This window comes from Kineococcus rugosus (genome assembly GCF_050871975.1).
GTDB lineage: Bacteria > Actinomycetota > Actinomycetes > Actinomycetales > Kineococcaceae > Kineococcus.
Map to the genome: position 1 here is coordinate 1 of NZ_JBJLSJ010000069.1, position 8,390 is coordinate 8,390.

Here is an 8,390-nt window from a genome sequence, read left to right on the forward strand (position 1 = left end):
CCCCAAGCCGCCCCCCCCCCCCCCCCCCCCCCCCCCCCCCCCCCCCCCCCCCCCCCCCCCCCGCCCCCCCCCCCCCCCCCCCCCCCCCCCCCCCCCCCCGCGGCCCGGCGCGTTCGCCACCGCCTGGATCGACGAGCTCGACGCCGTCGACGCCGACGCCCTGCGCGCGGCGGCGGGGCGGCTCGCGTGAGCGCGAGCCCGCGCCCGCGGTTCGCCCCCACCCTCTACCTCGTCACCGACACCGCCCAGTGCGGGCCGCGCGGGGTGCCCGCGGTCGTGCGCGCCGCCGTCGCCGGCGGCGTCGACGCCGTGCAGGTGCGCGCCAAGGACGGCACCGACCGCGACCGCCTGGCGCTCGTGCGGGCCGTCCAGGACGTCCTGCGCGGCACCGGCGTGCCGCTGTTCGTGAACGACGCGGTGGGCGTCGCGCTCGTCGCCGGCGTCGAGGGCGTCCACCTGGGGCAGTCGGACCTGCCGGCCGAGGAGGTGCGGCGCATCGCCCCGCACCTGCTGCTGGGGCTGTCGGTGTCCACCCCGGACGAGGCGGCCCGCGTCGACCCGGCCGTCGTCGACGTCCTCGGCGTCGGGCCGGTGCGGGACACCGCGACGAAACCCGACGCCGCCGCCGCGCTCGGCGCGGGCGGCGTCCGCGCCGTCGTGGCGGCCGCGCCGGTGCCGTGCGTCGCCATCGGCGGGATCCACCCCGACAACCTGGACCCCCTGCGCGGCACCGGGGTCAGCGGGTTCTGCGTCGTGTCGGAGATCTGCGCGGCCGCCGACCCCGAGCAGGCGGCGCGGGACCTGCGGGCCCAGTGGGACCGGGCGTGAGCCGCGTCGCGCTGACCGTCGCCGGCAGCGACAGCGGCGGGGGAGCGGGGATCCAGGCCGACCTGAAGACGTTCGCCGCGCACGCGGTCTACGGGACCAGCGTCCTGACCGCCCTGACCGCGCAGAACACCCGCGGGGTCCGCGGCGTCCACGTCGTGCCCGCCGCGTTCGTCACCGAGCAGCTCGACGCCGTCCTCGACGACATCGCCGTGCACGCCACCAAGATCGGGATGCTCGCCGACGCCGGGGTCGTGGCGGCCGTCGCGCGCGCCGTGCGGACCCGCGACCTCGGCCCCGTCGTCCTGGACCCGGTGATGGTCGCCACCAGCGGCGACCGGCTGCTCGACCCGGCCGCCGTCGCCGCCGTCCGCGACGACCTGCTGCCCGCCGCCGACCTCGTCACCCCCAACGTGCCCGAGGCCGCCGTCCTGCTCGGCGCCGACCCCGCCACCGACCTCGACGGGTGCCGGGAGCAGGCCGAGGAACTGCTGCGCCGCAGCGGGACCGCGGTCCTGCTCAAGGGCGGACACCTCAGCGGCGAGCAGAGCGTCGACGTCCTGGCCACCGCGGCCGGCGCCACCCTCGTCCGCCGCCCGCGGGTCGCCACGACCGCCACCCACGGCACCGGCTGCACCTTGTCCGCCGCGCTGGCCGCCCGGGCCGCGCTGCACCCCGGCGCCGCCTGGGAGGACCTCGTCCCACCGGCCCGCGACTACCTCCAGGCCGCCCTGGTGGCCGGCGCGCGGCTGCGCGTCGGGCACGGCCACGGCCCCCTCGACCACGCCTTCGCCCTGCGGGAGGACCCCTCGTGACCTTCACCGACCTGACCTGGGAACGCACCGCCGGCCTGCGCCGGGCCGTCGAGGAGTCGGTGTTCCTCGCCGAGCTCGGCGCCGGGACCCTCGACCCGCGCGCCTTCCGCAACTACCTCGAGCAGGACGCCATCTACCTCGCCGGGTACGCCCGCGCCCTGTCGCTGCTGGCCGCCCGCGCCCCCGACGCCGCCAGCGCCGGGTTCTGGGCGCGGTCGGCGCACGGCGCGGCCGTCGTGGAGGCCTCGCTGCACGCCGACCTGCTCGACGGCGGGTCGCTGCCGCCGGCCGAGGGCACCCCCGAGGCGTCCCCCACGACGCTGGGGTACGTGTCGCACCTGGTGGCGACGGCCGCGACCGCCCCGTACGCCGTCGCGGCCGCCGCCGTGCTGCCGTGCTTCTGGATCTACGCCGACGCCGGCCGGCGGCTGGCGGCGCACGCCGACCTCGTCCCCGACCACCCCTACGCGCGGTGGGTCGCGGCCTACGACGCCCCGGAGTTCCACGCCTCGGTCGCCGAGGCCCGCCGGTTCGTCGACGAGGCCGCGACCCCGGAGCTGGCCGAGGCCATGCACGAGGCGTTCGCGGTGGCGACGCGCTACGAGTGGCTGTTCTGGGAGACCGCGCACCGCCTGGAGCGCTGGCCCGCCGCCGCGTGACCGGCCCGCCCCGGCGGCGCGTGAGAGCCTGCCCGGGAGGTTCCGCGCGGGGCGGGGCCCGTCGGGAGGAGGACCCCTTGTCCAGCACCGGTTCCGTCGTCGTGGTCAACTGCGGCAGCTCCTCGGTGAAGCTCGCCCTGGTCGACCCCGTCACCGGTGAGCGGGCGCTGAGCTGCCTCGGCGAGCGCATCGGCAGCCCCGACGCCGTCGTGCACATGACGACCCGCGAGGGCACCCGGACCATCACCCCGGCCGCCACGACGCACCGCGGCGCGCTGGCCCACGTGCTGCAGCGGCTGCTCGACCTGGACCTGCCGCCGCTGCTCGGCGTCGGCCACCGCGTCGTGCAGGGCGGGCAGGTGTTCCGCGGGTCGGTCCGCGTCGACGACCGCGTGCTGGGTCAGATCCACGAGCTGTCCGCGCTGGCGCCGCTGCACAACCCGGCGAACGCCTCGGGCATCGAGGCCGCGCGCGCGGTGCTGCCCGAGCTGGAGCACGTCGCGGTGTTCGACACCGCGTTCCACCAGACGATGCCGGAGACGAACTACCGGTACGCGATCCCGGCGCGCTGGTACGAGGAGTTCGGCGTCCGCCGCTACGGCATGCACGGCACGAGCCACCGGTTCGTCAGCCAGCGGGCCGCGGAGGTCCTGCGCGAGGCCGACGGCCGCGACCCGAAGGACCTCAAGCTCGTCGTCGCGCACCTGGGGAACGGGTGCAGCGCGACGGCGGTGCTGGGCGGCCGCTCGGTGGACACCACGATGGGCCTGACCCCGCTGGAGGGGCTGGTCATGGGGACCCGCTCGGGCGACCTGGACCCGGCCGTCGTGGAGCTCGTCGCCGACCGGACGGGGGAGAGCGTCACCGAGATCGTGAAGCAGCTGAACTCCTCCTCGGGGCTGCTGGCGCTGTCGGGGCTGTCGAACGACGTGCGGACGCTGTCGGGCAAGGCCGCCGAGGGGCACGCCGGGGCCCGGCTCGCGCTGGACGTGTTCGTGCACCGCGCGGCCAAGCACGTCGCCGCGCTGACGGTGTCCCTGGGCGGGCTCGACGCGCTCGTCCTGACCGGCGGGATCGGGGAGAACGCGAAGAACGTCCGCTCGATGCTGCTGCAGCGGCTGCAGCACCTGGGGCTGCGCGAGGACCCCGCGGCCAACGACGCGCACGGGCGGGGCTCGACCCCGCTGGGGCGCATCACGCTGCCCGGCCCGGGGCCGCTGGCGATGGTGGTGCCCACCGACGAGGAGCTGCTCATCGCGCGCGACACCGCGGCCCTGGTCGAGCAGGTCTGACCCCCGGGCCCGACCCGGGGGCGCCGCGGCGGCCGGGGTGGGAGAAGGTGGGACGCATGGCCCGCGTGCTGCTCGTCGTCCCCACCGGCCACGGTGCCGGCCTCACCTCGACCTGCCTGGGGCTGCTGCGCGCCCTCGACGCCCGCGGCGTCGCGGTGGGCTTCCACAAACCCCTCGCCCAGTCCACCCGGCCCGGTGACGGCGACCGCTCGGTCGCCCTCGTGCGGCTCACCACGACCCTGGAGCCGGCCGAGCCGATCGCGGCCGCCCACGTCGTGGAGCGCCTGTCCCGCGGTGAGGTCGACGACCTCATGGAGGAGGTCGTGGCCGCCGCCGAGCAGGTGCTCGCCGCCCACGACGTCGTCGTCGTCGAGGGGCTGGCCCCCTCGGCCGACCAGGTGTTCTCCGGCCGCGTGAACCAGGCCCTGGCGACGGCGCTGGACGCCGACGTCCTGCTCGTGGGGTCGGCCGGGCTGCTGGGGGCCGAGCCGGGCGCGCCGGAGCGGATCGCCGAGGACATGGCCGTCACGGCCGGCACGTACCGCACCGGCGAGGCGCTGCGCGTCATCGGCGGCGTGGTGTCCCGCTGGCCCGTGGCCGACGACCCCGAGACGGCCGTCAGCCGCGTCGCGGCCCTGCGCGGGGCGCTGGAGCACCACGACATCCCCCTGGTCGGCGTCGTGCCCTACCGCGGGGACCTGACCTGGCCGCGGGTGCGGGACCTGGTGCGCGACCTCGACCACGAGCTGGGCGTGGAGGTGCTCACCCACGGCGACCAGGGCCGGCGCATCAAGGAGGTCGTCGTCGCCGCGCAGGCGGTCCCGGGGATGCTGCCGCTGCTGCGCGAGGGCCGGCTCATCCTGGTCCCCGGCGACCGGCACGACGTCGTCATGGCCACCTGCCTGGCGGCGCTGAACGGCACCCGGCTGGCCGGGCTGCTGCTCACCGCGGGCGTCGGCATGGACCCGCGGGTCGGTGAGCTCACCGCCGCGGCCGCGGCGACCGGGCTGCCGATCCTGCGCTCGGGCAGCAGCACGTACGCGACGGCGACGGCCGTCAACCGCCTCGACCCCGAGGTCCCCGCCGACGACGCCGAGCGGGCGCTGGCGCTGACCTCGACGGTCGCCGACGCCCTGGACCCCGGCTGGCTGGCGGGCCTGCCCACGGCCGCGCACCGGCCGCGGCTGTCCCCGGCCGCGTTCCGCCGCCGCCTCACGACGCTGGCCGCCGAGCGCGTCCAGCGCATCGTGCTGCCCGAGGGCACCGAGCCGCGGACCGTGCAGGCCGCCGCGATCTGCGCCCAGCGCGGCATCGCCCGCCCCGTGCTGCTCGGCCACCCCGAGGAGGTCGCGTCGGTGGCGGCCGGCCTGGGCCTGACGCTGCCCGAGGGCGTGGAGGTGCTGGACCCCGCCGCGCTCGTGGACTCCTACGTCGACGTGCTCGTCGAGGCCCGCAAGCACAAGGGCATGCAGCCGGACGTGGCGCGCGACTCCCTGGCCGACCCGATCTGGCTGGGCACCACGATGCTGCAGGCCGGGGACGTCGACGGCCTGGTCGCCGGGGCCGTGCACACCACCGCCGCGACCGTGCGCCCCGCGCTGCAGGTGATCCGGACCAAGCCGGGGGCCCGGCTGGTGTCCAGCGTGTTCTTCATGTGCCTGCCCGACGACGTCGTGATCTACGGCGACTGCGCCGTGAACCCCGACCCGGGCGCCGAGGACCTCGCCGACATCGCCCTGCAGTCCGCGGCCTCGGCGCGCGCGTTCGGCATCGAGCCGCGGGTGGCGATGATCAGCTTCTCCACCGGGTCCTCCGGGTCGGGGTCGAGCGTGGACAAGGTGGCCGAGGCCACCCGCATCGCCCGCGAGCGCGAACCCGGCCTGATCATCGACGGTCCGCTGCAGTACGACGCCGCGGCCGTGGCGTCCGTGGCGGCGTCCAAGGCCCCCGGCTCGCCCGTCGCCGGGCGCGCCACGGTGTTCGTCTTCCCCGACCTGAACACCGGGAACACCACCTACAAGGCGGTGCAGCGCAACGCGGGCGTCATCTCGGTCGGGCCGATGCTGCAGGGGCTGGCCAAGCCGGTGAACGACCTGTCGCGGGGGGCGCTGGTCGACGACATCGTCTACACGATCGCGCTGACCGCCATCCAGGCCTCGCGCGGCTGAGGGGGCGGGGAGCGCGGCGGGAAGAGGCCGGGGGCCGGGGCTGTTACCCTTGAGGTGACGGCCACATGCCGTCCACTCAGCGGGCGAGCCGCCCGCGAGGTCGCTTGAGTCTCATCCCTCAGCTTTGGTGCGTTCTGCGCGTGTTCTGGGGGCGGACCGCCGTGCGGCCGACAGCCCCACGTGGAGTTCAGTACCCCATGCCCCAGTACGACGACCGTTCGTACCGTTCCTCCCGCCCCCGCGACGACGAGGGTGGTTTCCAGCGCCGCGAGTCCCGCGGCTACACCGACCGCTACGAGCGGTCCGACCGCGACGACCGCCCCCGCACGGGCGGCTCCGGCTACACCCGCGACGACCGTCCCCGCACCGGCGGGTACGGCAACCGCGAGGGCGGTTCCTCCTACGGCAACCGCGACGGCGGTTCCTCCTACGGCAACCGCTCCGGCGGCGGCTACCAGGGCCGCAGCAGCGGCGGTCAGGGCGGCTACCGCGGCCGCAGCAGCCGCAGCGGCCCGCCCCGCAGCCCCCGCTCGTTCGCGCCCTCGGCCACCGAGCAGGCGCTGACCGCGGCCGAGCAGATCGAGGTCGTCGACGCGACGTTCTCCGAGCTGGGCCTGCCCGACGAGCTGGTCGCGGCGCTCGAGCGCCGCGGGATGACCAAGCCGTTCGCCATCCAGCAGCGCGTGCTGCCCGACGGCATCGCCGGCCGCGACATCCTGGGCCGCGCCCGCACCGGTTCGGGCAAGACCCTCGGCTTCGGCCTGCCGATGCTGGCCCGCCTGGCCCAGCAGAAGCGCGCCCGCATCACCGGCGCCCCCCGCGGCCTGGTCCTGGTGCCGACCCGCGAGCTGGCCATGCAGGTCGCGGACGCGCTGCGCCCGCTGGGCGACTCCCTCGACCTGCGGCTGTCCGTGGTCGTCGGCGGCGTGCCCTACGGCCGGCAGATCGCCGCGCTCCAGCGCGGCATCGACGTCCTCATCGCGACGCCGGGCCGTCTGGTGGACCTCATCGAGCGCGACGCCATCTCGCTCGCCGAGGTCGACGTGGCCGTCCTGGACGAGGCCGACCACATGGCCGACCTCGGCTTCCTGCCGAACGTGCGCTCGATCATCGAGGGCACCAAGCAGGGCGGTCAGCGGATGTTCTTCTCCGCGACGCTGGACCGCGGTGTCGAGGCCCTGGTGACGGACTTCCTCACCGACCCGGCCTTCCACGCCGTCCCGGCCGACCCCGAGGACGTCGGGCACATGGAGCACCGCGTGTTCGCCGTGCGCCCGCACGACAAGCTGTCGATCCTCACCGAGATCAGCCAGCGCCCGGCGCGGTCGATCTTCTTCGTGCGCACCAAGCTGGGCGCGCAGCGCCTGGCCGACCAGCTGCGCGAGGCCGGCGCCCCGGCCGAGGCGATCCACGGCGACCTGCGCCAGTCGCAGCGGTCCAAGGCGATCGACGCGTTCAGCGCCGGGGAGACCCGCGTCCTGGTCGCGACGGACGTCGCGGCCCGCGGCATCCACGTCGACGACGTCGACCTGGTCGTGCACGTCGACCCGCCGAACGACCACAAGGACTACCTGCACCGCTCCGGCCGCACCGCGCGCGCCGGCGCCAAGGGCACGGTCCTCGCGATCGCGCTGCCCGACCAGGTCCGCCGCTACGGCTGGCTGCACCGCGACGCCGGTGTGACCGCCAACGCGGTGGAGAACGTGAACGCCGGGGACCAGACCGTCCGCGAGGTCGCCGAGTCCGGTGAGCCCGTGGTCATCAAGCCCCGTCGCACGACCGAGGGCCGGGGCGAGGGCCGTGGCCCGCGCCGTGGCCCGCGCCGCGAGGGCGGGTTCCGCGGTGGTCCCCGTCGCGACGGCGGCTTCCGCGGCCCGCGCCGCGACGGTGGCGAGGGCGGCTCGCGCGGCCCGCGCCGCGAGAGCGCCCCGCGCGACTGAGCACGATCTGGCACGACCTGGCACGATCTGGCACGACCTGAGCGACCCGGGAGGGCGCGGAGCAGCCGCTCCGCGCCCTCCCGGCGTTCGGGGGCCTGGGTGGCGACGCCCGCGGGCAGTGGTGAGGATGGCAGCGCACGAGATCACGCGTCACCCCCACCGTGGAGGAAGCATGCCCACCCGCACCGCACGCACCGCCTGGAACGGCACCCTGGAGCAGGGCTCGGGGCAGGTCGAGCTGTCCAGCTCGAAGGTCGGCACCTACGACGTCTCGTTCCCCAAGCGCGCGGCCGACGACGCCGGGGGCACCACCAGCCCCGAGGAGCTCGTCGCGGCCGCGCACTCGTCCTGCTACGCGATGCAGTTCTCGGCGCTGCTCGCCGAGGCCGGCGGCACCCCCGAGAGCCTGGAGGTCGTCGCCGACGTCTCCCTGGGCCCCGACCCGGCGGGCGGCTTCAAGCTCACCGGCATCAAGCTCACCGTGACCGGCGAGGTCAGCGGCATCGACGCCGACACCTTCGTGCGGACGGCGCAGGCGGCCAAGGACACCTGCCCGGTCTCCAAGGCCCTGACCGGCGTCGAGATCACCCTGGACGCCTCCCTGGACGCCTGAGACCACCCGCTCCCGGGGGGGGGGGGGGGGGGGGGGGGCGGGGGGGGGGGGGGCGCGGGGGGGGGGGGGGGGGGGGGG

Annotated in this window: 7 protein-coding genes; all 7 read left to right on the forward strand. The window is 76.5% G+C overall.

All coding sequences use genetic code 11. The features are described from left to right. Positions 1-186 precede the first annotated feature (186 nt). The 7 genes from thiE to ACRYM6_RS22750 all read left to right on the forward strand — a co-directional run bounded on the left by thiE (position 187) and on the right by ACRYM6_RS22750 (position 8,312). Positions 187-828 (forward strand): thiamine phosphate synthase, encoded by a 642-nt coding sequence (gene thiE, locus ACRYM6_RS22720; RefSeq protein WP_432545163.1) that lies wholly within the window; start codon positions 187-189, stop codon positions 826-828. After that, positions 825-1,640 (forward strand): bifunctional hydroxymethylpyrimidine kinase/phosphomethylpyrimidine kinase, encoded by an 816-nt coding sequence (gene thiD / locus ACRYM6_RS22725; RefSeq protein WP_432545164.1) that lies wholly within the window; start codon positions 825-827, stop codon positions 1,638-1,640. Before thiE ends, thiD begins: the two co-directional genes overlap by 4 nt. Continuing rightward, entirely contained in the window at positions 1,637-2,299 is a 663-nt protein-coding gene (locus tag ACRYM6_RS22730) for a TenA family protein (protein ID WP_432545165.1), read from the forward strand. The genes thiD and ACRYM6_RS22730 overlap by 4 nt, the downstream gene beginning before the upstream one ends. Before the next feature lie 77 nt (positions 2,300-2,376). Further along, complete coding sequence (locus ACRYM6_RS22735) at positions 2,377-3,591, forward strand: acetate/propionate family kinase (protein WP_432545166.1); 1,215 nt, start codon at positions 2,377-2,379, stop codon at positions 3,589-3,591. A gap of 56 nt (positions 3,592-3,647) precedes the next feature. Then, a complete protein-coding gene (gene pta, locus ACRYM6_RS22740; RefSeq protein WP_432545167.1) occupies positions 3,648-5,759 on the forward strand; it encodes a phosphate acetyltransferase in 2,112 nt (703 codons plus the stop codon). A 197-nt stretch (positions 5,760-5,956) separates the two neighbouring features. Beyond that, the gene (locus tag ACRYM6_RS22745) at positions 5,957-7,699 is read left to right on the forward strand and encodes a DEAD/DEAH box helicase (RefSeq protein WP_432545168.1); all 1,743 of its coding nucleotides are present in this window, start codon (positions 5,957-5,959) and stop codon (positions 7,697-7,699) included. Between the two features lie 172 nt (positions 7,700-7,871). Next, the gene (locus ACRYM6_RS22750) at positions 7,872-8,312 is read left to right on the forward strand and encodes an OsmC family peroxiredoxin (protein ID WP_432545169.1); all 441 of its coding nucleotides are present in this window, start codon (positions 7,872-7,874) and stop codon (positions 8,310-8,312) included. Positions 8,313-8,390 lie beyond the last annotated feature (78 nt).